Source organism: Roseovarius aestuarii, from assembly GCF_019966515.1.
GTDB classification, from domain to species: domain Bacteria; phylum Pseudomonadota; class Alphaproteobacteria; order Rhodobacterales; family Rhodobacteraceae; genus Roseovarius; species Roseovarius aestuarii.
The window spans coordinates 81,270-103,383 of record NZ_JAIMIB010000016.1 but is presented as its reverse complement, the minus strand read 5'-3'; the positions used below and the strand labels follow the sequence as shown (position 1 = coordinate 103,383).

The 22,114-nt window shown below is 56.4% G+C and carries 15 protein-coding genes, 3 tRNA genes and 3 rRNA genes; 8 read left to right on the top strand and 13 right to left on the bottom strand.

Annotated features, from left to right (window positions below; all coding sequences use genetic code 11):
- Positions 1-81: 81 nt before the first annotated feature.
- The 10 genes from rrf to clpB form a co-directional block, all read right to left on the bottom strand.
- Positions 82-196: ribosomal RNA gene (gene rrf / locus LC334_RS17470) — 5S ribosomal RNA — on the bottom strand.
- Between the two features lie 83 nt (positions 197-279).
- Positions 280-3,736, bottom strand: a 23S ribosomal RNA gene (locus LC334_RS17465).
- A 441-nt stretch (positions 3,737-4,177) separates the two neighbouring features.
- Positions 4,178-4,253 (bottom strand) — tRNA-Ala (locus LC334_RS17460).
- Between the two features lie 20 nt (positions 4,254-4,273).
- Positions 4,274-4,350, bottom strand: a tRNA-Ile gene (locus LC334_RS17455).
- A gap of 142 nt (positions 4,351-4,492) precedes the next feature.
- A 16S ribosomal RNA gene (locus tag LC334_RS17450) occupies positions 4,493-5,958 on the bottom strand.
- Together the 16S, 23S and 5S rRNA genes with 2 tRNA genes alongside form the textbook arrangement of a ribosomal RNA operon.
- A 678-nt stretch (positions 5,959-6,636) precedes the next feature.
- On the bottom strand, positions 6,637-6,915 hold the full coding sequence (locus tag LC334_RS23305; protein WP_223413049.1) for a DUF6455 family protein: 279 nt from the start codon (positions 6,913-6,915) through the stop codon (positions 6,637-6,639).
- A 151-nt stretch (positions 6,916-7,066) separates the two neighbouring features.
- The gene (gene msrQ, locus LC334_RS17440) at positions 7,067-7,672 is read right to left on the bottom strand and encodes a protein-methionine-sulfoxide reductase heme-binding subunit MsrQ (RefSeq protein ID WP_085801533.1); all 606 of its coding nucleotides are present in this window, start codon (positions 7,670-7,672) and stop codon (positions 7,067-7,069) included.
- A gap of 1 nt (position 7,673) precedes the next feature.
- Positions 7,674-7,886 (bottom strand): GDCCVxC domain-containing (seleno)protein, encoded by a 213-nt coding sequence (locus tag LC334_RS17435; RefSeq protein ID WP_085801534.1) that lies wholly within the window; start codon positions 7,884-7,886, stop codon positions 7,674-7,676.
- Positions 7,886-8,809, bottom strand: coding sequence for a protein-methionine-sulfoxide reductase catalytic subunit MsrP (gene msrP / locus LC334_RS17430; RefSeq protein ID WP_085801535.1), 924 nt, complete (start codon positions 8,807-8,809; stop codon positions 7,886-7,888). Before msrP ends, LC334_RS17435 begins: the two co-directional genes overlap by 1 nt.
- A 355-nt stretch (positions 8,810-9,164) precedes the next feature.
- The gene (gene clpB / locus LC334_RS17425) at positions 9,165-11,783 is read right to left on the bottom strand and encodes an ATP-dependent chaperone ClpB (RefSeq protein WP_085801536.1); all 2,619 of its coding nucleotides are present in this window, start codon (positions 11,781-11,783) and stop codon (positions 9,165-9,167) included.
- A 241-nt stretch (positions 11,784-12,024) separates the two neighbouring features.
- Here clpB and LC334_RS17420 point away from each other — a divergent pair, with 241 nt between their 5' ends.
- From LC334_RS17420 to LC334_RS17410, 3 genes are all read left to right on the top strand, one after another.
- Positions 12,025-12,336, top strand: a complete 312-nt coding sequence (locus LC334_RS17420) for a hypothetical protein (protein WP_085801537.1) — start codon at positions 12,025-12,027, stop codon at positions 12,334-12,336.
- Between the two features lie 97 nt (positions 12,337-12,433).
- Complete coding sequence (gene pyrF / locus LC334_RS17415; protein WP_085801538.1) at positions 12,434-13,123, top strand: orotidine-5'-phosphate decarboxylase; 690 nt, start codon at positions 12,434-12,436, stop codon at positions 13,121-13,123.
- Between the two features lie 174 nt (positions 13,124-13,297).
- Positions 13,298-14,551 carry a DNA polymerase IV gene (locus LC334_RS17410; RefSeq protein ID WP_085801539.1) on the top strand — a complete coding sequence of 418 codons (1,254 nt, stop codon included), beginning with the start codon at positions 13,298-13,300 and terminating at the stop codon, positions 14,549-14,551.
- Between the two features lie 10 nt (positions 14,552-14,561).
- Here the strand turns inward: LC334_RS17410 and LC334_RS17405 are convergent, their stop codons facing one another.
- The gene (locus LC334_RS17405) at positions 14,562-15,425 is read right to left on the bottom strand and encodes an N-formylglutamate amidohydrolase (RefSeq protein ID WP_085801618.1); all 864 of its coding nucleotides are present in this window, start codon (positions 15,423-15,425) and stop codon (positions 14,562-14,564) included.
- Between the two features lie 147 nt (positions 15,426-15,572).
- Here LC334_RS17405 and LC334_RS17400 point away from each other — a divergent pair.
- Positions 15,573-15,647 (top strand) — tRNA-Val (locus tag LC334_RS17400).
- 76 nt (positions 15,648-15,723) lie between these two features.
- The gene (gene ykgO, locus LC334_RS17395) at positions 15,724-15,849 is read left to right on the top strand and encodes a type B 50S ribosomal protein L36 (RefSeq protein ID WP_005850168.1); all 126 of its coding nucleotides are present in this window, start codon (positions 15,724-15,726) and stop codon (positions 15,847-15,849) included.
- A 208-nt stretch (positions 15,850-16,057) separates the two neighbouring features.
- Here ykgO and LC334_RS17390 read toward each other — a convergent pair whose 3' ends face one another.
- Complete coding sequence (locus LC334_RS17390; protein WP_085801540.1) at positions 16,058-16,849, bottom strand: hypothetical protein; 792 nt, start codon at positions 16,847-16,849, stop codon at positions 16,058-16,060.
- A 219-nt stretch (positions 16,850-17,068) separates the two neighbouring features.
- Here LC334_RS17390 and LC334_RS17385 point away from each other — a divergent pair, with 219 nt between their 5' ends.
- The 3 genes from LC334_RS17385 (at position 17,069) to LC334_RS17375 (ending at position 20,690) form a co-directional block, all read left to right on the top strand.
- The gene (locus tag LC334_RS17385) at positions 17,069-18,448 is read left to right on the top strand and encodes a hypothetical protein (protein ID WP_085801619.1); all 1,380 of its coding nucleotides are present in this window, start codon (positions 17,069-17,071) and stop codon (positions 18,446-18,448) included.
- Between the two features lie 99 nt (positions 18,449-18,547).
- Positions 18,548-19,822 (top strand): ABC transporter substrate-binding protein, encoded by a 1,275-nt coding sequence (locus LC334_RS17380; protein WP_085801541.1) that lies wholly within the window; start codon positions 18,548-18,550, stop codon positions 19,820-19,822.
- Positions 19,823-20,513: 691 nt separating this feature from the next.
- Positions 20,514-20,690 (top strand): hypothetical protein, encoded by a 177-nt coding sequence (locus LC334_RS17375; protein ID WP_176237732.1) that lies wholly within the window; start codon positions 20,514-20,516, stop codon positions 20,688-20,690.
- Between the two features lie 134 nt (positions 20,691-20,824).
- Here LC334_RS17375 and trpB read toward each other — a convergent pair whose 3' ends face one another.
- Positions 20,825-22,057 (bottom strand): tryptophan synthase subunit beta, encoded by a 1,233-nt coding sequence (gene trpB, locus LC334_RS17370; protein ID WP_085801543.1) that lies wholly within the window; start codon positions 22,055-22,057, stop codon positions 20,825-20,827.
- Between the last annotated feature and the right edge of the window lie 57 nt (positions 22,058-22,114).

Here is a 22,114-nt window from a genome sequence, read left to right as displayed (position 1 = left end):
AGCAAAAACCCTATTGGAGGTCGCGTTTCGATGGGAAGGTGATGCATCGTCAGAGAGATACAATTTCAAGGGTCTTACTAGGTTTGGCGGTGACCTACTCTCCCACGCCTTAAGACGCAGTACCATCGGCGCTAAGGCACTTAACGGCCGGGTTCGGGATGGGACCGGGTGTTTTGCTCTTGCTATGACCACCAAACCAAGAAAAACCCTTGAATTCCAAGTCGCGTACGCTGTTTAAGTGTATGCTTTCGATCAGTAAAAGTCTGGCTTTTACTGGATCAAATCAAGCCTATCGGACAATTAGTACCGGTCAACTGAACGCATTGCTGCGCTTACATCTCCGGCCTATCGACGTGGTGGTCTACCACGGTCCTCAGGGATACCTTGTTTTGAGGGGGGCTTCCCGCTTAGATGCCTTCAGCGGTTATCCTGTCCGAACATAGCTACCCAGCACTGCCGTTGGCACGACAACTGGTCCACCAGTGGTTCGTTCACCCCGGTCCTCTCGTACTAGGGGCAACTCCTCTCAAGTATCCTACACCCACGGCAGATAGGGACCGAACTGTCTCACGACGTTCTAAACCCAGCTCACGTACCTCTTTAAACGGCGAACAGCCGTACCCTTGGGACCTGCTCCAGCCCCAGGATGAGATGAGCCGACATCGAGGTGCCAAACACTGCCGTCGATATGGACTCTTGGGCAGTATCAGCCTGTTATCCCCGGCGTACCTTTTATCCGTTGAGCGATGGCCCTTCCACTCGGGACCACCGGATCACTATGGCCGTCTTTCGACTCTGCTCGACTTGTCAGTCTCGCAGTCAGGCTGGCTTCTGCCATTGCACTCAACGAGCGATTTCCGACCGCTCTGAGCCAACCTTCGCGCGCCTCCGTTACGCTTTAGGAGGCGACCGCCCCAGTCAAACTACCCGCCACACAGGGTCCCGGATCCGGATAACGGACCGCGGTTAGACATCAAGCAGAACAAGGGTGGTATCTCAAGGGTGGCTCCACGATGACTGGCGTCACCGATTCAAAGCCCACCACCTATCCTGCACATGTTCGGCCTAATGCCAATGTGAAGCTGTAGTAAAGGTGCACGGGGTCTTTCCGTCTAACCGCGGGAAACCTGCATCTTGACAGGTAATTCAATTTCGCTGAGTCGATGTTGGAGACAGCGGGGAAGTCGTTACGCCATTCGTGCAGGTCGGAACTTACCCGACAAGGAATTTCGCTACCTTAGGACCGTTATAGTTACGGCCGCCGTTTACCTGGGCTTCAATTCAAGGCTCTCACCTCTCCTTTTAACCTTCAGGCACCGGGCAGGCGTCAGACCCTATACGTCGTCTTGCGACTTCGCAGAGCCCTGTGTTTTTAGTAAACAGTCGCCACCCCCTGGTTTGTGCCCCCAGCCAATACTTGCGTAGAAACTGGGCCTCCTTCTCGCGAACTTACGGAGGTATTTTGCCGAGTTCCTTCAACATCGTTCTCTCAAGCGCCTTGGTATTCTCTACCAGTCCACCTGTGTTGGTTTAGGGTACGATCTAATGGAGGTGCTATTTCCAGGAACCGATTAACGGCCCACCCAATCCGATAAGGGTGAACAATCTTCACGATCCGTCACATTCCTCCTGGCCTGGGAATATTAACCCAGTTCCCATCGTCTACGCCTTTCGGCCTCGACTTAGGGGTCGGCTTACCCTGCTCAGATTAGCTTTAAGCAGGAACCCTTGGACTTTCGGCGAGAGTGTCTCTCACACTCTTTGTCGCTACTCATGTCATCATTCTCACTAGTGATCTCTCCACCGGATCGCTCACGCGCCGGCTTCATCGAAAGCTCCGCTCCTCCAATGCACCGCGAACGGTACTAAGGAGGAATGGAACTATGTCACACTACGCTCTGCTACCATGCCTTACGGCATCCTAAGCTTCGGCTCATGGCTTGAGCCCCGTTACATCTTCGCCGCAGGATAACTTATTTAGACCAGTGAGCTGTTACGCTATCTTTAAAGGATGGCTGCTTCTAAGCCAACCTCCTGGTTGTTTTGGTCGTCCCACCTGCTTTCCCACTTAGCCATGAATTGGGGGCCTTAGCTGTAGGTCAGGGTTGTTTCCCTCTCCACTACGGACGTTAGCATCCGCAGTGTGTCTGCCATCTAGTACTCCTCGGTATTCGGAGTTTGGTTAGGATCAGTAAGCCTGTGGGGCCCCATTACCCATCCAGTGCTCTACCCCCGAGGGTATTCGGATGACGCTCTACCTAAATAGATTTCGCAGAGAACCAGCTATCTCCGAGTTTGATTGGCCTTTCACCCCTAGGCACAGCTCATCCCGATCTTTTTCAACAGATGTGGGTTCGGTCCTCCAGTAAGTGTTACCTTACCTTCAACCTGGCCATGCCTAGATCACTCGGTTTCGGGTCTGATCCACCTAACTCATTCGCCCTATTAAGACTCGCTTTCGCTGCGCCTACACCTAACGGCTTAAGCTTGCTAGATAGACCAAGTCGATGACCCATTATACAAAAGGTACGCCGTCACAAGACTGGACACTAATGACAACCCTGTAGTGGGGTTATTTGGTGGGAATTGAGACCCGGAATTGGACGGTTTCCAGACCAGGATTGTCGCTGTAGATCCCGAGGTTCGATCTGTGATCGACGCTCAGGCTCATGCGAACACCGGCTTTGTTCTGATATCCGACCGACAGGCCCGATCGAAATTCAATGGGTCCGCCCAGATCGACGCCACTGCCTTCTTCATAAAGGCCGGTCATGGCGTTGAGCTGCAGGAAAAGGTTCTGCTTGCGGTTCGTGAGCGTGTAGGCATGACCCACACCAGCCCAAAGTTCGCCGTCAGATGAGGCGGATATACCCCAAATCCGCTGGAAAGGACCGTCTGCAACGCCCGTTTCCCGCCGGAAGTAGAATTCTTCTCCAACTTCGTCTTCCTGAAAATACGTGTTTCCGACCGATATGCTGTTATATGATTGCACTTCGTTTTTGGCGAAGCAGCCCTCGTTTGGGCAGTGATTTACACCTGCATCAATTAGTCCTGCTATCAGGAAAACTACTGCAGCTGTACCATCTGTTATAAAAGCTAGGTCTGACACGTTTTGCTCCATCCGCGATTCATTAATCACGTTGATGAAGCAGATTGTCATTAGAGTCCAGTCAAGCTCCGACTGATTGTAGGCGTTCGGTTTCAGGTACTGTTTCACTCCCCTCGTCGGGGTGCTTTTCACCTTTCCCTCACGGTACTGGTTCACTATCGGTCAGTAAGGAGTACTTAGCCTTCGAAGGTGGTCCTCCGATCTTCAGACAGAATTTCACGTGTTCCGCCCTACTTAATACGTCCAATCATGCTTCATATACGGGGCTGTCACCCACTATGGCCGTGCTTCCCAACACGTTCTATTCACACTCATGGCTCGGCTGGTCCCCGTTCGCTCGCCGCTACTAGGGGAGTATCAATTGATGTCCTTTCCTCCGGGTACTTAGATGTTTCAGTTCTCCGGGTTTGCTCTTAAAAACCTATGTATTCAGTTCTTAAGTACCTGTTTCAGCAAGTTATAAGCTGCCCGAGGGCAATTATAACAAACTGTCAGGTGGGTTGCCCCATTCAGAAATCCATGGATCAAAGCTTATTCTCAGCTCCCCATGGCTTATCGCAGAGTATCACGTCTTTCATCGCCTCTTACTGCCAAGGCATTCACCAAACGCCCTTCTCGCGCTTGATTTGATCCAGAAAAAGCAAGACTAGCTTGCGCGATAACAGAAGCTGGTAAGAAACTGTCATCCTTATTCTGAATCAAAAGCATACTTTCCCGCACTCTATCAAAGAACCTCATGTCGGTGAGGTCCCCCGTAAGATAGAGTACTTAATGAGCAATCTTGCGACTGCTCGGGTTAGTGTACTTGACTTGGACAACTCTGTTCGTTTCAGCTGGCAGACGCATGGCAGGTCGAGGAAACAACCCGGTCATACGCTCGCTTTGGAATTTTCTGCATCCGTCATCCTTGCGGGTGACATGGACAGAATTCCGCCGCACCAAACTGAGATCATCCACTTACTCGTGGCGATCAAACAGTGTTGATATTTGTATCTCTCTATACGATGTCAATTCGTCCGATTGGACGGTTAAGAACTGCGGGCAGTACTTAACGGTCAAATCGGTATATGGTGGAGCCTAGCGGGATCGAACCGCTGACCTCCTGAATGCAAATCAGGCGCTCTCCCAGCTGAGCTAAGGCCCCATAATGTCCTCATGGGACAATGGTGGGTCGAGGAGGACTTGAACCTCCGACCTCACGCTTATCAGGCGTGCGCTCTAACCACCTGAGCTACCGACCCAGACAGGCCGGTAGGGCCTGAAAACTTGTCTGAAGAGATATGAGGACGGTCCGGTCCTGATGTTGACCAGCTTTGTTTGCTGATCTTCTGCTAAGTGTTCCACGATCAAGAGCAAGCCCTGTGATGCTAGGAACATCCTTAGAAAGGAGGTGATCCAGCCGCAGGTTCCCCTACGGCTACCTTGTTACGACTTCACCCCAGTCGCTGAGCTCACCGTGGTCCGCTGCCCCCTCGAAAGGTTGGCGCACGGCCTTCGGGTAAACCCAACTCCCATGGTGTGACGGGCGGTGTGTACAAGGCCCGGGAACGTATTCACCGCGTCATGCTGTTACGCGATTACTAGCGATTCCGACTTCATGGGGTCGAGTTGCAGACCCCAATCCGAACTGAGACAGTTTTTTGGGATTAACCCATTGTCACTGCCATTGTAGCACGTGTGTAGCCCAACCCGTAAGGGCCATGAGGACTTGACGTCATCCACACCTTCCTCCCGCTTATCACGGGCAGTTTCCATAGAGTGCCCAGCCGAACTGCTGGCAACTAGGGATGTGGGTTGCGCTCGTTGCCGGACTTAACCGAACATCTCACGACACGAGCTGACGACAGCCATGCAGCACCTGTCACTGATCCAGCCGAACTGAAGGAAACCGTCTCCGGTAACCGCGATCAGGATGTCAAGGGTTGGTAAGGTTCTGCGCGTTGCTTCGAATTAAACCACATGCTCCACCGCTTGTGCGGGCCCCCGTCAATTCCTTTGAGTTTTAATCTTGCGACCGTACTCCCCAGGCGGAATGCTTAATCCGTTAGGTGTGTCACCGAACAGTATACTGCCCGACGACTGGCATTCATCGTTTACGGTGTGGACTACCAGGGTATCTAATCCTGTTTGCTCCCCACACTTTCGTACCTCAGCGTCAGTATCGAGCCAGTGAGCCGCCTTCGCCACTGGTGTTCTTCCGAATATCTACGAATTTCACCTCTACACTCGGAGTTCCACTCACCTCTCTCGAACTCTAGACTAGTAGTTTTAGAGGCAGTTCCAGGGTTGAGCCCTGGGATTTCACCCCTAACTTTCTAATCCGCCTACGTACGCTTTACGCCCAGTAATTCCGAACAACGCTAACCCCCTCCGTATTACCGCGGCTGCTGGCACGGAGTTAGCCGGGGTTTCTTTACCAGGTACTGTCATTATCATCCCTGGCGAAAGAGCTTTACGACCCTAAGGCCTTCATCACTCACGCGGCATGGCTAGATCAGGCTTGCGCCCATTGTCTAAGATTCCCCACTGCTGCCTCCCGTAGGAGTCTGGGCCGTGTCTCAGTCCCAGTGTTGCTGATCATCCTCTAAAACCAGCTATAGATCGTAGACTTGGTAGGCCATTACCCCACCAACTATCTAATCTAACGCGGGCCGATCCTTCTCCGATAAATCTTTCCCCCGAAGGGCGTATACGGTATTACTCATCGTTTCCAATGGCTATTCCGTAGAAAAGGGTACGTTCCCACGCGTTACTAACCCGTCCGCCGCTCACCCGAAGGTGCGCTCGACTTGCATGTGTTAGGCCTGCCGCCAGCGTTCGTTCTGAGCCAGGATCAAACTCTCAAGTTGAAAAGCTGTTACCAGCTTATCCTTGACGTTCGAACCTCTGCACATATTGATCCGGCCGGCATGACCGGATCGTACTGTCTGTTGTGCTTCTGGTTTCATAAGAAACCGGAAACCGTCCAAACAGTGAAGCTGTATCTACATGATCGGCCGAAGCCTAGTAGAGCGACATATGTGCAGTGTTGATCCATCGAATGAACCAAACCGCCCACATATCTCTTCAGAAACTATCGATTTCAAAGAGCGTCGAGACAAAATCAACCGGCTGCGCTTGAACTTTCTAGCGCGACCCGCCTCATCTACCTCAGTATTTTCTTACCGTCTGTTCCTCTGGAGCGTCGCTCCGTTGTCCCGTCTGGCGTCCCGTTGTGCGCCTCAGCGCCGCCGGTGAGGGGGGTTCTACGGTTAACTCCAAATACCCGCAACCCCTTTTTTTGGGAAACGTCATCTTTTTTTCAAATTTCTGATTTTCCCTGCAAAAATATGCACTTACGTCCCAATTATTTCAATTTTCGCCACTTTCAGGAAATTTTATTGCCCGACGCCAGCAGGGAGCCCCACCATATATTGGGTTTTCCACCGGGTTATCCCCAACTGAGCGCAGACTCACCCCGCGACTCTGCCTAAATAAAGCGAACCGCGCGCGTATTTTTCCGAAACCAAGGTTGGAATCGCCAAAGTTCAGGAATCGCCAACCGAATCCGGGCCGGAGTTAGAATGAGAATCGGCATGCGCTTCTTGGCGCCGGGTTCTGAGTTTCAGGAGAATCTTGCGGTTGTAGCAATACGCCGGCGGCTCAGCCATAACGCCCTGTGTCTGAGCCAGGGTCGCACGACATGTCTCCGACTCCCCGCAGGCTGCGCAATGGCTCATCATCCGTTCCACTGTACGGTGCCGCAACCCAAGGTATTTGCGGCAATGCGCCAGATTCAGGCCCAACCGGGCGATCAACCTCTCCATCAAACCCTCATACCCGTTTTGGCGTTGGACCCCGAGCAGGTTCAGATCTTCGTCTTCGGACATATGAATAAGTCCATTCCAGCGGTGATGGCTGGCAATAATACGTCTTGGATGTTGAGCAGATATTAAAGCGCTGCAAATAGCACGGCGCTCATACCTTTGCCGGTCGCGCCCGCCGCCTGACCCGAAGCAGCAGAAGAACCAAGATGATTGCCAGAAAAACCAGGGGGCGCAACTGCCAACCCTTGACCAGCATCACATAGTGCATGCCGCCAAGCACTGCCGCCGCATAGGTCAGCCTGTGCAGCTTGCGCCAATCAGCCCCCAGCCAACGAAGCGATCGGTTATTCGAGGTTAGCGCCAGCGGGACCATCAGCAAAAAGCCCGCCATCCCTACCGTTATATATGGACGCTTAAGGATATCGGCCCATACTCGATCCAGTGCCTGCACATCCAACACAGCCCAGGTCAACAGATGCAACACGACAAAGAAGAAACAGCTCAGCCCGATCGCCCGGCGGAACTTCAGCAGGTTCAGGCCAGCGAAACGCCGCAAGGGTGTCACGACAAGCCCCGCGACGAGCAGGTAGAGCGCGGCCTCCCCCAGCGCATGCTCCAAGGCCTCGACCGGGTTGGCACCCAGTCGGTTTTCGATGCCAAGCCATAGCAACCAACCGGCATAGGCGAGGCTGCACATATAGATCAATCCTGCGGGGATGTGCCGAACCGGCGTATTGATGACCGCGGCCACGCTCATTTTATACCTGACAACAACCTTGGCCGCTTTGAATGGGCGGGCATTGTACGGAACCATATGAACAGAATACGCAACAATCCCCGGCTTCCGGCTTCAGCAATCGCCCGCACCCGGTGCATTCGTAAAAGTACATGCATGCATCCTCTGGCATCAGCTCACGCGAGACATGTCCGCAATGCGGACAAGAAAGATCAGAATGCAGGACAATACCCATTAGTGAAATTCTAACAAATCCATGCCTTCATACAAGCTGGCCACTTCTTCTTCATAGCCGTTGAACAGGCGCGTTGGGATTTTCTCGGCAAACAGCCCCTGCCCCAGCAACTGCTCATATTCCTGTGACCAGCGCGGATGGCTCCGGTTCGGGTTCACATTTGAATAGAAGCCGTATTCGCGGGCGCTGTAATTATTCCAGGCAGTGGGCGGCTCGGTTTCAGTCACAGTTATGCGCACGATCGACTTGATGGATTTGTAGCCGTATTTCCACGGCACCACCAAACGCAGCGGCGCGCCGTTCTGGTTGGGAATATCCTTGCCGTAAATGCCGGTGGCGATGAAACTCAACGGATGCATCGCCTCGTCCAGCCGCAGCCCCTCGACATAGGGCCAATCGATCACCGGCTGACTGACACCCGGCATTTCTTCGGGACGCAGGGCGGTTTCAAACGCCACGTATTTCGCTCCACTCTGAACACCGGCCAGCTCCAGCAGATCGGCAAGCTCAAACCCGTTCCACGGCACGATCATCGCCCAGCGTTCGACACAGCGGAAACGATAGATGCGTTCCTCGATGCTCATCTTCGACATAATGTCTTCGAACGCATAATCGCCGGGCTTGTCCACCAACCCGTCGATTGTAACGCTCCAGGGCTTGGTCGTCAGCATATGTGCATATTTCGCCGGATCACCTTTACCGGTACCGAACTCATAGTAGTTATTGTAGCTGGTGATATCTTCCCACTCGTTGGGTTCGCCGACGTCGTCAGCATTCCAGGGTCCCATAGCCCGCGCCGATGTCCCCAGCGCGCCCGCCGCTATGCTACCGGCGACACCGGCCATGATCTGACGCCGGTTGAGGAAAGCCGACTCGCTCGTGACGTCACTTTCTTTCAGGTTGTTCTTCCAGCGATAGGCCATTCATTTCTCCGGCAGAGTTGCATCAAACATACGTACCAAGCCTTTACCTGCACCGAGGGGCCCTCGCAAAACAACAAGCCTCACAATGAGTTTGGATGTTGTAACAAATGCCAGCGCAGCTAATGCCATCATGGCGAAGTGCCTGCGAACAACAGCGACCTGATCCTTGTGGGCATGCTGATCCCACGCCGGTTCTGCGATGCAGCCGGATATGTCGCTGCCACCCCAAATCAGATTTCACCAGAACCATCGTAGCCGCAGAAATGTCGAGATGAGCCATTTGCCCCCGACACGAACACACGCCACAAAGCAACACCCCGCACAGGATGCGGGGTGTCTGGTCCGTTTTTGAGATTTAATGTACGACAGCGTCCTCAGGCGGTTGCCGTCCCGACGTGCCCACCCGGTCACCAATGATCAACCCATCGGCGCCCGTACTGACCGGTACCACGGCACCATCCAGCACATCACCCGCCAAAAGCATCTCGGCCAGCGGATCCTGCACCGCACGCTGGATCACGCGTTTCAACGGCCGGGCACCAAAGACCGGGTCGTAACCCTCATCGGCCAGCCATTTTCGCGCGCTTTCATCCAACTCCAGCGTGATGTTGCGCGTGGCCAGGCGTTTGGCCAACCGTGCCAGCTGGATATCGACGATGCCATCCATATCGGTCCGCGCCAGCCGGTCGAAGATGATGGTTTCATCCAGCCGGTTGAGGAATTCGGGGCGGAAATGCGCCCGTACCGCATCCATCACGTCGCGCTTGGCGTCGGACGCATCGGCGCCCTCCGGCAACTGGCTTAGCGCCTGCGACCCAAGGTTACTGGTCAGCACGATCAGCGTTTGCTTGAAATCGACCGTGCGGCCCTGTCCATCGGTCAGCACGCCATCATCCAGCACCTGCAACAGCACGTTGAATACATCCGGATGCGCCTTTTCGACCTCGTCGAACAGAACCACCTGATAGGGTCGGCGCCGCACCGCTTCTGTCAACACGCCACCTTCATCGTAACCGATATAACCCGGAGGTGCCCCGATCAGGCGGGCCACGGCATGTTTCTCCATGAACTCGGACATGTCGATCCGCACCATGGCGCTGTCATCGTCAAACAGGAACTCGGCCACGGCCTTGGTCAGCTCGGTCTTGCCCACACCGGTAGGACCGAGGAAGAGGAACGATCCCAAAGGCCGCCCCTCGTCGTTCAGCCCTGCCCGCGCCCGGCGCACCGCATTAGCGACGGCCTTGACGGCACTGTGCTGACCAATGACGCGCTTGTGCAGCCCGTCTTCCATGCCCAGCAGTTTCTCGCGCTCGCCTTCCAACATCTTGGCGGTGGGTATCCCGGTCCAGCGCTCGACCACCTGCGCGATCTGCTCGGGCCGCACGGCTTCCTCGACCATCATGCCGTCTTCTTCGGCCTGCTCGGCCTCGGAAAGCTGCTTTTCAAGCTGCGGTATGCTGCCATATTGCAGCTCACCAGCCCGGGCATAGTCACCCGAACGGGTGGCATGATCCAGTTCGATCCGGGCCTTGTCCAGTTGCTCTTTCAGGTCACGGGCCGAGGCAAGCTTGTCACGCTCCGCCTGCCATTGCGCGGTCATCTCGCTCGAGCGTTCCTGAAGTTCCGACAGTTCTTTCTCCAGCTTTTCCAGCCGGTCTTTCGACGCCGCGTCATCTTCTTTCTTCAACGCCTCGGCTTCGATCTGCATCTGCAGAATCTGCCGGTCCAGCGCGTCTAGCTCCTCGGGCTTGCTGTCCACTTCCATGCGCAGACGGCTGGCGGCCTCATCCATCAGGTCGATGGCCTTATCCGGCAGGAACCGGTCGGTGATGTAGCGATGGCTCAGCGTGGCCGCCGCCACCAGCGCGCTGTCACTGACCCGCACCCCGTGGTGCAGCTCATATTTCTCCTTGATGCCGCGCAGGATGCTGATCGTATCCTCCACTGTCGGCTCCTCGACCAATACAGGCTGAAATCGCCGCGCAAGGGCCGCGTCTTTCTCGACATGTTTGCGATATTCATCCAGCGTGGTCGCCCCGACACAGTGCAATTCGCCGCGCGCCAGCGCCGGTTTGATCAGGTTGGCCGCATCCATCGCGCCATCCCCCTTGCCCGCGCCGACCAGCGTGTGCATCTCGTCGATGAACAGCACAATCTCACCGGCGGCCGCAATCACCTCGTTCAGAACCGCCTTCAGCCGCTCTTCGAACTCACCGCGATATTTCGCCCCGGCGATCAGCGCGCCCATATCGAGCGACAAGAGACGTTTGTTCGCCAGACTTTCCGGCACGTCCCCATTGACAATCCGCAGCGCCAGCCCTTCGGCAATCGCGGTCTTGCCCACGCCCGGCTCGCCGATCAGCACTGGGTTGTTCTTGGTCCGGCGGCTCAGCACCTGCATGGCCCGGCGGATTTCATCATCCCGGCCAATGATCGGATCTATCTTGCCTTCCTCGGCTGCCTTGGTCAGATCATGGGCGTATTTCTCCAGCGCCTCATAGGAATCCTCAGCGCTGGCAGTATCCGCCGTGCGCCCCTTGCGAATATCGTTGATGGCCTCGTTGAGCTTCTGCGCCGAAACAGCACCTGCCTCCAGCGCGTCTTTGGCCGGAGATTTCACAATCGCCAGCGCCGTCAACATCCGCTCGACCGGTACAAAACTGTCCTTGGCCTTGGCCGCCAGCTTCTCAGCCTCTGCCAAAACCTTGGCGGTTTGCTGATCCATGTAGGTCTGCCCCGTATCGCCACTGACCTGAGGAATCTTCCGCAGTGCCGCCTCCAACGCCTCTACCACGCGCTCAGGCGCACCGCCCGCGCGTTTGATCAGGTTGCTGGCCAACCCCTCACCATCGTCCATCAAGGCTTTGAGTATATGTTCGGGCGCCAGTTTCTGGTGGCTTTCCCTAATTGCGATCGTCTGGGCGGCCTGAATAAAGCCGCGCGACCGCTCCGTGAACTTCGACAAGTCCATGGGCTTTCTCCTTCTTACAAGCGTTACCCCAGGTGGCGCACCCTGCAATAGGCATGTGCCGGTCGGGAACCTTAGACCCAAGATGGGTAACGGATCCGTTATCTTCAAGCCACCAGGGCGTCAAAAGATTACATCGACAAACTTTTTCGTGAGTCCTCTTGGAACGTCATCTGCCCGTCATACTTATCCCCACAGTTATCCACAGGCCCATCAGAGGCTTCGAGCAGAAGGAAGTTTAGAAATGCGTACCGAAAAACTGCAACTTTCGGACATCCGCTATAACCCGGAACACGGTGCTTTTGAGGCAATCGTCAAAATCCATGATGACGGCGAAAGCTATGAATACCCCTCACACGTAGTCGCACCCTTACAGGCCGAGTTCGCCCTGATTGCCGGCGGCCTTGTCGCCAAAGCCCATCGTTCGCACACGGCATCATCGCCATCGCTGCGGATGCGCAAGGCCACGGCGCCGGTCCAGACCGTCAATCGCCCGGCACCACGACAGCGCGAAACACCGTTGATGATGCGGATGCTGCGCGCCCTGGCAGCCTGATCGGCCAAGGTACCCGCAAATCCCGGCCCAACCCCTTGACGAAAACTTCCCCCGGGGCAACAAGGACGCCAATCCTTAACCACCGGGGGCTGCCCATATGTCCGATGACCGCCTGATCGTCGCGCTTGACGTGCCAAACGCCATCGAGGGTCTGCGTCTCGCGCAGCAGCTGGGTGATGCGGTCTCGTTCTATAAGATCGGTCTGGGCATGCTGACGGGCGGCGGGTTGGCGCTTGCCAATGAGCTGAAACAAGATCACGGCAAACGCATCTTCCTCGACATGAAGCTTTTTGATATTGGCGCCACTGTGGAAAAGGCGGTGCGCGGGCTGGCGCAGTTCGATCTCGATTTTCTGACGGTACATGGCGATCCGCATGTGGTACGCGCAGCGCGCGACGGCGCCGCCGGGAAGGATTTGAAGATCCTCGCGGTGACCATCCTGACGTCGCTTGATCGCGCGGATCTCGATGCCGGCCTGATCCGAAGCGGCGATCTGCCCGACCTCGTGGCTGAGCGCGCCTCGCGCGCCTTTGATGCCGGGGCCGATGGCGTCATCGCCTCACCGCAAGAGGCGGCGATGATCCGCGCCTTGCCAAATGCCCCTGGCAAACTGATCGTCACCCCCGGCGTACGCCCCGCCGGTGCCGCCCTTGGTGATCAGAAACGCGTGGCCGCCCCGGCTGAGGCCATCGCCGACGGCGCTGACCATATCGTTGTCGGCCGCCCGGTCTGGGCCGCGCCAGACCCCGCCGCCGCCGCACACGCCATCCTCGCAGAACTCGCTTAAAATCGGTCCCGCCCGCCGGAAACAGAGCACCAATCCGAGGAGGCGGCCGGAGGCCAACGACGAGACATCCTGTGCGCGTGAAACGCGCTCCTTTCGGCAGTGCTGAAATCGCTGTTTCCCGGCGAACAAACAAAGTACACTTCCGCCAGCACCAACCCTAGATGGCCTCCGCCGATGCCCGCCCTTTGCCGCGACTGCCTGACCCAGTTCGACACCGAACCTCGCTGCCCATCCTGTCGCAGCCCGCGGATTACGTCACATCCGGAACTGTTTGAGCTTTCCATCGCCCATATGGATTGCGACGCCTTCTATGCCAGCGTCGAAAAACGCGACAATCCCGATCTCGCCTCAAAGCCACTCATCATCGGTGGCGGACGGCGTGGCGTGGTCTCGACCGCGTGCTATATCGCTCGTATTCGCGGTGTCCGCTCGGCGATGCCGATGTTCCAGGCGCTGAAGCTTTGCCCCGATGCGGTAGTTCTAAAAGCCCGGATGGAGGTTTACGCCGAAACCTCGCGTGCGATCCGCAAGATGATGGAGGAACTTACCCCCTCGGTTGAGCCGCTGTCGCTGGACGAAGCCTTTCTTGATCTCACCGGAACCCAGCGTTTGCATGGCGTGCCGCCCGCCGTGATGCTGGCCGGTCTCGTGCGCCGGATGAAAACCGAACTGGGCCTGACAGGATCAATCGGGCTGTCGCATAACAAGTTTCTGGCCAAGGTTGCCTCGGACCTGGACAAACCGCACGGGTTTTCCGTGATCGGCCAGGCCGAAACCCAGGACTTTTTGCGAAACAAACCTGTCAGCCTGATCTGGGGTGTCGGCCAAGCGACACAAGCCTCTCTCGACAAGGCTGGTATCCGCTCGTTCGCCGATCTTCTGCGGTGGGACCAGGAGGAGTTGATCGCACGGTTCGGCTCGATGGGATACCGGCTCTGGCATCTCGCACGCGGCCAGGACAAGCGGCGCGTTTCAGCAAACAGTCCGATGAAATCCATCTCGAGCGAGACTACATTCTTCGAAGATACCGCCAACGACGATATCCTCGACGGCCATATCTGGCGCCTGTCGGAAAAAGTATCGGATCGCGCCAAGGCAAAGCAATTGGCCGGTCGGGTGGTAACGCTGAAACTCAAACGCGCCGATCATTCGCTGATAACAAGGCGACTGGCGCTACGCGATGCCACCCAGATGGCAGATACGATCTATCGCACCGCGCGAAACCTGATGGATCAGTTCGAGGAAAAAACCGCGTTCCGGCTGATCGGCATCGGCATTTCCGACCTGATCCCGGAAGAGGGGGCGGATCGCTCAGGTGACCTGCTGGATCCGCAGGCGCGAAAACGCAGCCAGGCGGAAAAGGCCACCGACAGCATCCGGCGCAAATTCGGACGTGACGCCATACGCAAGGGCCGCTCCCTCAGATAAACAAGATGATCTATTCCGCCGCGAGCGACTGGCCGACTGGCCGCCCGATTGATGCTATCTCGGCAACGACACCTTTCAACAGGTCGCGGAAAGCCTGAAAATTGCTGTTGGGCCGGATCTGTTGTTCGTTCATGTAAAGCGCACGATCTATTTCGACCTGTATCGCATGGCGGCCCCGCATTGGCCGGCCGTAATGCTGGGTGATATACGCGCCCGCAAAGGGCGTATTGCGGGTGACCGCCAGACCGGCATCGCAAAAGGCCGCCTCGACCCGATCCATAATCGCCTCGTCAGCCGCAACGCCGAACCTGTCGCCCAGCACAACCTCGGGGCGGCGAACGCCGGCGCGTGCCACCGAGTCCATCGCCTCATGGGGCATCGAATGACAATCAATCAGAATCGCCTGCCCAAACATCAGATGGGCCTGATCCAGCTGCGCCTGCAATGTCTCATGATAAGGCTGCCAATAGCCCGTGATACGCCTTTCAGCCTCGGCCATGGTGATCTTGCCGGAATAGATCGCCTTGCCGTTTGCCACCACGCGCGGCACCACGCCCAGACCCGAGGCCACGCGGGGATTGTGCCCCGAGCGTTGCGCCCCGTGGATCAGCGCAGGATCAAGCTCCTCAGCGCTGCGGTTCAGATCGACAAAAGCCCGCGGCGCCCCGGCTTTCAGAAAAGGTGCGCCAAATTTTGGTGCACAGTCAAAGAGTTGGTCAACAAAGGCGTCCTCGGAGCTGCGCACCGTGTGTTCATTGAGGTTGGTCCGCCGGATAAAGCTCCACGGATAGTCCCGCCCACTGTGCGGCGACGCGAAAACCACACTTGTGGTGCGCCGCTCGGGGTGGATCAGTTGATAGGCGACCTTTGGCATCATCTCTCCTGTTGCGAATTATCATAACCGCAAAATGTCATTCTAAAAGCCCTTGATCCCTCTTCCGACTCCTTTTATAGACACCAGCGAACCGGCGCGGATTTCCGCGCCCCTATTTATTGGGGGCTACTGAAGCGCAGGTGAAACGGGCGATTAGCTCAGCGGTAGAGCACTTCGTTGACATCGAAGGGGTCACAAGTTCGATCCTTGTATCGCCCACCATATTCACTGCACCGCGCAAGCGGGGCACCCGACAACCCCAGGCGCTGGCCCGCGCCGCGACATAAAGGAGAGGACCATGAAGGTTCGTAACTCGCTTCGCTCGCTGAAGAACCGGCACCGTGATTGCCGCGTCGTGCGCCGCAAAGGCCGCGTCTATGTGATCAACAAAACCCAACGCCGGTTCAAAGCCCGTCAGGGCTGAGCCAACACCACTTCTGTGATCGAAAAGACCCCGCCCCGCCGGCGGGGTTTTTTGCAAACAGGACGGTCTGATCCGACGCAGTCCCGATGCCCGCGTCAGCATGAGGAAGAAATGAAGCAAAGGTCCGCTCTGAGCCCAAAGCGACGGATGCTGCACAGTTCGTGAACGACCGCTTTTGGGTTTGACTTGGTTTTGCTGCAGCTTGCACTCATCGCGGGTCAGGAAAACTAAACTTGTCTTTGCTATTTCGAAGAGCTGCCTCTGCAATTTTTTGGGCTTCTTTAATCAAGTCTTGCTCCCCTGCAGAGAATATTCCATCGCCGTCTGTATCAGCGGCAAGAATGGCAGCAAATATAGGCATTGTGAACTCCTCGAAATCGACTTGAAGATTCGAATTCGTATCAAATACCGAGAAAAAGGGCGGACCCCAGGTACTTGTGTTGTTTAGCAACTTCTGAAGGTCCTCAACCGGGGCATAGCTGTCCCCCTGCGCCTCAATGTCCACATCAGGGGCAGCGCTAACCCGATCGCGTAGGCTCTTTGTTCTTTCTGCAAGCAACTGCTGAAAACGCTTTTCAACGGAAAGCCGAGACCGCGTTTCAGCATAAGCGGTGCTTGCTGTAACCCATGTTTTTTGGGAGAGGCTTACTTCCAGCTCGTTCTGTGTCGCGACACCATCTTGGTTTAGGTCATACTTGGCAAAGTCGGTGGTCCTAGAATGATTCCCATTTGCGACAAATGACCTAGTGTAATCCAAGGTATCGTCCGCGCTGACAACTCCATCCTGGTTGGCTTGTACGCGGAAGAAATACGCTACAACCCTTTGGGAAGCTAATTCGACACTGGCTTGATCGCCCAGGGCGCCAGCCTCGTTTACGGCTCTCCCAACATAATAATCATTTGCCAGGTCGTTTGGCTGTTGCGCTTGAAGAGCCGCTGGCCAGATCAAGAGAATCGTAAAAAGGAGACGTCTTTTAGGTATTTTCGGTACATGCGGCATAGGTGTTCACTGAGCGGCCAGGTTCAATCTGTTCATCTTATTACTGATGATCTGTGTCATGATTTGGGCAGCTTACTGCAACCAAAAGCGGACATTGACGTCCAACAGAGCATTGGCAGCTTTGGTCCGCACACGGACACCCGGTCGCATCGACATAATACACTGATTTGCCCTTTCGTCCGGATACCAGCGAGGTAATCTCCGGCCATGAGGCTAACCATGCGATACATCTTTCTGTTTTTACTGCTGATAGCGCCAGGCAGCGCATTGGCACACGCCTCGGAACAGGGGTTCGTCCTGCTGTTGCCCACGAACGCCTATATTGCGGCGGGCGTCGCGACTGTTGCACTGACGGTATTGTTGCTTGCGCGGGTTCCGGCGCGAGCGGCGCTTGGTATCTTCCGGCCATTGTTGCTTTGTAGACGCCACGGTTTGCCGCTGCACCATGTCAGCAGTTGCACGGCGGCTTTGGTGCTCGGGGCCCTGATCTGGATCGGTCTGACCGGATCGCGCGATCCGCTGACCAACCCGCTGCCGCTCTTTGTCTGGACCGTGTGGTGGATCGGCCTCGTTGCCCTTCAGGGTGCGATCGGCGATCACTGGCGCTGGACCAACCCGTGGACTGGGCCTGCGGCAGTTCTTTCGCACGTGACAGAAATGCGGCCCCTTTTCAGATATCCGGTCTTCTTGGGCTATGGCCCGGGCATCGCCATCTTTTTCAGCTTTGCCCTTTTGCTGCTGGCCGATCCCGCACCCGCTGACCCGGCACGGCTGGCGCTATTCGCGGGTGGGTACTGGTACGCAACGCTGCTGGGCGTCGTGCTGTTCGGTCCCCGCTGGCTGATCCGGGCCGAAGCGCTGACAATTCTGATGCGCAGCTACGCCAGCGTCAGCATGCTGGGCCGTAAGGGGCAACATCTGGCGGCAGGGTTGCCCGGCTGGAAGATCATGGCACGGCCACGCACGTCATTGGGCCTCGCGCTTTTTATGCTGATCCTGCTGGGCACCGGCAGTTTCGACGGGCTGAACGAGACCTTTTGGTGGCTGGGTAAACTTGGCCTCAACCCACTTGAATTTCCGGGCCGCAGCGCGGTTGTAACACCGACCATTCTGGGCCTGATCGCGGCAAACATCGCGCTGGTTGTTGTTTTTGGAACCTCGATCTGGCTGGGCCTCGTGGTCGCCCGCAGCAATATGGGGCTGACCCTCGCCTTTTGCCTTTTTGCCCCGTCGATCCTGCCAATTGCGCTTGGCTATCACGTGGCACATTACCTCACCAGTTTCATGGTCGACGGGCAATATGCGCTGAAAGCTGCCAGCGATCCGATGACCACTGGCGCTGATCTGCTGGGCCTTGGGCAGTTCTACGTGACCACCGGTTTCTTTAACACCCCCGGCACCGTGCGCACGATCTGGCTGACGCAGGCGGGGGCGGTGGTCGCGGGCCATGTCATTGCTATTTTGCTGGCGCACGGGCTGGCGCTGAAGGCGTTCGGGGATCATCGCCGCGCGGCACTCTCGCAGGCGCCGCTTGCGGCTTTCATGGTGCTATATACCTTTTTCGGTCTTTGGCTGCTGGCCTCGCCACGCGGGCTGTGACCCTCGTTTCCGCTGGACAATCCCCGAGCCACTTCGCAAAATCACCTGCAATTGCGGGCCACCACGTGCCCACCTGCTCAGACATGGGAGACTGAGGATATGACAAATGCCACCACGCGCCGCGGCGCCCTGAAAACCCTTGGCTTGGGGGCCGCCGCAGCCAGCTTGCCGCTATGGGCGCGCTACACCAACGCGCAAACGTCGGAACCTGTCAAGATCGGCTTTCAGGTCCACCGTACCGGCATCGGCGCCGCCTATGGCCGCTGGTATGACCGTACCACACAGGCGGCGGTCAAACTGATCAACGACGGCGGCGGCATCAATGGCCGTATGATCGAGATAATGGCCGAAGATGACGGCACCGACCCCAAGCGCGGCGCAGAAGTGGTTGAGAAATTCGCCAACCAGCACGGCTGCGACGTGGGCTTCGGCACGCTCTTCAGCCATGTGGTCATCGGCTCCTCGCCCCGGGCAGGTGAATTGAAGCTGCCCTATTTTGTCGTCTCCGAGGGCCACCACGTGGCCTCAGGCATGCTCAACCGCTATACGTTGCAGCCCGGCATTACCGATGTAAAAAGCCAGGTGCAGGCGATGGCCCCTTACGTGGCCGATAACCTTGGCAAGAAGGTCACGATGATCTTCCCCGATTTTGCCTTCGGCCACGATCACCGCGACTATTTCAGTGCAGCGATCGAAGCTCAGGGCGGCGAGGTGCTGGAAAAAATTGCCATTCCGCCGTCTGAAACCTCCTTCACCAAGTACTTTCCGAAAATCCCGCGCGACACCGAAGTGCTCTATCACGTCATGGTCGGGCCTGCGGTGCTGACCTTCGTCAAGGAACTGGGTGAATTCTTCGGGCCGTCGCGACCTGAGATGTTCGGGTTCATCGACAGCCTTGAGGCGGTCGATATCGCCAGCCCGGGTCTCGAATACCTTGAGGGCACCTATTTCTGGGAGGGGAACCCGCGCAACGCGCAGCCAGATCAATCCGAGCATGACAAGTTCTATCGCGCCGCCGTCGGCGTTGACGACAATGGCGCGTCGGTCAGCGACCCCACGGATGTGTCAACCTATGCCCACATGTTCGGCTGCTGGGAGACGCTACATGTCATCAAGGCCGGAATGGAGGCCGCAGGATACCAAGGGCCGGGCGATCGGGCCACGCTGATCGAGGCCGTCGAGGCGATGACCGACATGCCGCACAGCCAGGCCCATCCACAAGGCGCCAAAATCTTCAATGGCAAGACCCACCAGGTATTCGGCCATCAGTATATCTCGCGTGTCGAAGCTGGCAGGTTGGTAAAGGTGCATACAACCTCGATCGAAGACACGCTTTATCCTGACGAGGTCGACTATACCACGCAAGCATTCTGAGATCAGGGTGCTCCGACCGGAAAGGCCGGGGCACCGAAATCCATCCATATCTGCGATTCGTGCCTGACTTCGTTTCGCGCAAAACATCTCGTTTTAACAATAATTGACCGGATGAGTGCCGCGATACCTGGTGATCGCTCGCAAAAACAAATTTTTTCCAATTTCAGAACGATCAGCGCCCAGTGAAAATCATCAGGCTCCACGTCCTTAATTTGGGACCGCGGCTGCTTCACCCGGAAACAGTTCCGCAAATTTGCTGCCGTTTCCAGCAAAGCACGCGAAACTGTTGCGGAAATGCGAACACTGTCAATTTAACTAAAAGTAGGCGTTTCTCATTAATCCTAATTATAGGACTTGCGATACCTAAATTTAGTCACAATGTTAAGACATCGAAGGATCACAGACGGAAAGCGTATGCTCAAATCCATGTTCTGCAAGAGTGTACGAGTAAAAGTTAAGAGTATGAGTGAAAGTTATTTCCTAAAGCATGCGCTTTCTGTCTGCGATTTCTGCATTGCGGTGCTGGGGTGTGTTCGTGCCCCAGAGCCGTGCAGGGCCGTCGCCCTTGGGCACACGACCCGTTCTGATGATTGGCTGCGTATGAGGCCGACAGATTAACGTGTATCCGTTGAATGGTTAAGGATGGCTTTCGTTAGGACTTGGTGGGAAATCCTGACTGGAGTTTAGGTTGATGAGTGAAGAGTTTGAAGAACCGCAGTCGCCTGCGATGTTAAATCATGGTTGGCACGAAATGGAAGGTGAGCCGAAGCCCGGGATCGAAGAGACCGTGGACGAGGCGATTTACAAAGTAATGGTCGAGCAACGCCGCGAGGTTAATAAGCGCAATCTGCCCGATCTGAACGGTTAACGAGTCACATTGGAATATGCAGCCAATGCCCGATCCGGTGGAAGGTCACCGGGTCGGGCGTTTCTTTGCTACGACCGCTTTGCGATGGAGCCGTAAAACGAGCGTAGGTTCGCCCGAAACACGTCGGCTTGGTATCAATCGGCTTCTGCCATTTCGAAACCCAGATGTTTGGCGACGGTGAAGATATCCTTGTCGCCACGCCCGCACATATTCATACAGATCAGGTGATCCGAGGGTAGCGTGGGCGCGATCTTCATCACATGGGCCAGCGCATGACTGGGTTCCAGCGCCGGAATGATCCCCTCCTGCAGACAACAAAGCTGGAATGCTTCAAGCGCTTCCTTGTCAGTGATCGAGACATATTTGGCGCGGCCGATCTCGTGCAGCCAGCTATGTTCCGGCCCGATGCCGGGATAATCCAGGCCAGCGGAGATAGAATAACCTTCTAGAATTTGCCCGTCATCATCCTGCAGCAGATAGGTGCGGTTACCGTGCAGCACGCCGGGGCGTCCGCCGGTGAGTGACGCGCAATGTTCCATCTTGGCATTGACGCCCTTGCCACCCGCTTCGACGCCGATGATGTTCACCTCTTTGTCGTCGAGAAACGGGAAAAACAGGCCCATGGCATTCGATCCGCCACCGATTGCGGCGATCAGCGTGTCAGGCAGGCGGCCCTCGGCGGCCATCATCTGTTCCTTGGCTTCCTTGCCGATGATCGCCTGAAAATCACGCACCATTGCCGGATATGGGTGCGGGCCCGCAACGGTACCGATGCAGTAAAACGTATCGCGCACATTGGTAACCCAATCACGCAACGCATCATTCATCGCGTCTTTCAGCGTACCCCGGCCAGAGGTCACCGGAATTACCTCGGCCCCCAAAAGGCGCATGCGGAAGACGTTGGGCTTTTGCCGTTCTACATCATGCGCGCCCATGTAAACAACGCATTTCAGTCCGAATTTGGCGCAGACAGTCGCCGTCGCCACGCCGTGTTGGCCCGCGCCGGTTTCGGCAATGATCCGGGTCTTGCCCATGCGTCGCGCTAAGATGATCTGGCCCAACACGTTGTTGATCTTATGCGCACCGGTATGGTTCAACTCGTCACGCTTGAGGTAAATCTTGGCCCCGCCCAGATGGCTGGTCAGCCGGTCGGCATAATAAAGCGGAGAGGGGCGCCCCACGTAATGGGTCCAAAGATCGTGCATCTCAGCCCAAAAGCTCTCGTCAGTCTTGGCGTTTTCATACTGGGCTTCCAGCTCAAGAATGAGCGGCATCAGCGTTTCTGACACGAACCGCCCACCAAAGTCGCCAAAACGGCCTTTTTCATCGGGGCCGGTCATGAAGCTGTTGAAGAGATCGTTGGCCATATGCCACCTCCGGTAAAATGCACCGTATCACCTAGCCCCCGCATTGCAGGGTGTAAA